The 2,030-nt window shown below is 37.0% G+C and carries 2 protein-coding genes and 1 pseudogene; all 3 read right to left on the bottom strand.

Annotated elements, in window-relative coordinates; genetic code table 11:
• Positions 1-333 (bottom strand): annotated as a pseudogene (locus tag Q8M41_RS00895) (hypothetical protein); the annotation flags it as partial.
• A gap of 154 nt (positions 334-487) precedes the next feature.
• Complete coding sequence (locus tag Q8M41_RS00890; protein WP_305363347.1) at positions 488-1,225, bottom strand: hypothetical protein; 738 nt, start codon at positions 1,223-1,225, stop codon at positions 488-490.
• Positions 1,226-1,283: 58 nt separating this feature from the next.
• Positions 1,284-2,030 (bottom strand): OmpA family protein (locus Q8M41_RS00885; RefSeq protein ID WP_305363346.1); only part of this gene is annotated, 747 nt, incomplete at its 5' end.

Below are 2,030 nucleotides of genomic sequence, written 5' to 3'. Positions count from 1 at the left end.
GTTCTTGTATACGTTATGATTACGCCAGGGTTCCCGCTCATTAACTACAACCTTATAACCATTATATAAGTTGTAATTGGCATAGCGCGGAGGCAATGATGAACTGTAAATCCAACGACCTCCGTTAAAAAAGTAAAAACGATGCTGAGGAACATAGTAGTAGCTGTCTATGTCCGGGAGATAATAATATTGAACTTCATCATAACCGACAGGACCCCATGCCGGCTGACTTCCGATATTGAAATTTAGACTCAAGGTTACTTGCGCTTTAAGTGGCGCTCCGAGAGCAAGTAAAATTCCTGTTAGTAAAAGGGTTAAATATATTTTTCGCATTTTGATTTCTCCTTAGAGAATTAGTGATGAGTAATAGGCGGATAAATTAAATTATCTCGATCTTAGTCCGCTTCATCCGGGTTTCTCCAGGTTAAAACAAACTTCCATTACTCTAAATTTTGAGGCTTGACGTATCCCAAGCCTCCTTAAATAATTAATCGGCGATACCGTCTTTATTAGCGTCGCGGAATGCCTTTTTAAATGAATCTTTTATGTTGTTGTCAATATCATTCTGGTTGATGATGTTATTGGGATCAAGCACCACCGCATCTTTATAAAACCAAAAATTAACATCAACCGAAAGGGTAACATTAGTTTTTACTTCCGCATTTAAGTTCACATAGTTTTTCAAATTCACTTCTTGAGTCGCCGTCTTTGTGGACTTGTAAATAAACGGCACACCATTATACGTTCCCTTAACGATGACGGAATATCTTAACTCACCGCTTGAACCGGCAATAAACTCCGGGTCAGAAATTATATCACCAGCCTCAGGTTTATGCAGCCGGAATTTTATTTTGTCATAATTTCCAGCGAGTATTTTACCGGCGGCAAATTCTGTTGGAATTCCGTTCAAATTAAGATGGGCTACCATCGGTCCCACTTTTACATTTGATGAGTCTCCGTTAGATTGTCTGAATTTAATGTCTTTCAGTAAAATTTTTACTGTATCCAAAACTATTGGATCACTTCCAATTTTATTTAATCCTTTATCCATAGCTAATGAGACCGTTACATTGTCTCCGGCTTGGCTATCATTAATACTATCCTTACAGCTTGTAAGAAATATTAGAAATGTGAATAAAAAAGTGAGAGAAATATATTTTCGGATGTTCATAAGAACCTTTCTTTTAATAATTGTACCATTATCATGTTGATCTTTAGTTCCCACGAAAGTCCCTGCAATTTTACGTTGCAGGGACCTTGATAGATTGCTTAATAAACTTTAATTACCTAACAATTTTGAAAACGATTCTTCTGTTCATTGTTCTGCCTTCTTCGGTATCATTGTTCGCAACCGGATTTCCTTTTCCGAAACCAACAGTTGTAAGTCTGGTTTCAGCTATGCCTTTTGAAACAAGATAATTTTTAACTGTCACAGCTCTTTCAACCGAAAGTTCCTGATTGTATTCATCGGTACCGATATAATCTGTGTAACCTTGAATCTCAACATTAGCCTTATATCGTTCATTCAATAAAATTACGGCTTTATCAAGCACCGGGTATGATTCAGGTAATAGATCTGATTTATCAAATGCAAAGTTCACACCAACCAGAACTAATCTATCTTCTGAAATTGCTGCGATATATCTATCAACAACAACTTCTTTGGTAACTTCTTTAGGTATATGTTTCTTGATCATATCTTCAATTTTGCCATAGTCGGTCATGTCTTTCATGTCCATTGTTATTCCCTGGCAAGGTTCGCATTGCGGAGATGGTTTGCCTTTGCTAAAGAAGTAATTAACACCGGCGCTAAGAACGATATAGGAATCGTGTCCGTTGATTTCTTTAGAGACATCCGAGATAATTGTTCCGTCGAGCTCTGAATTGTTTGTTTGATGATAGCCAAACTCAGCAACGAAACTCCAGCTTGGATTAAATTTAAAATCAGCGCCAATACCAAGATTTAATTGCGATCCGAATTTGTTATTGTCGGGATAGGTTGTTTGACCGTTAGTAATACTCTTATAGTT

The sequence above is a fragment of the Daejeonella sp. genome (assembly GCF_030684675.1).
Lineage (GTDB): Bacteria > Bacteroidota > Bacteroidia > Sphingobacteriales > Sphingobacteriaceae > Daejeonella.
The sequence above is the reverse complement of the archived record's forward strand: the minus strand, read 5'-3'. Positions and strand labels throughout refer to the sequence as shown.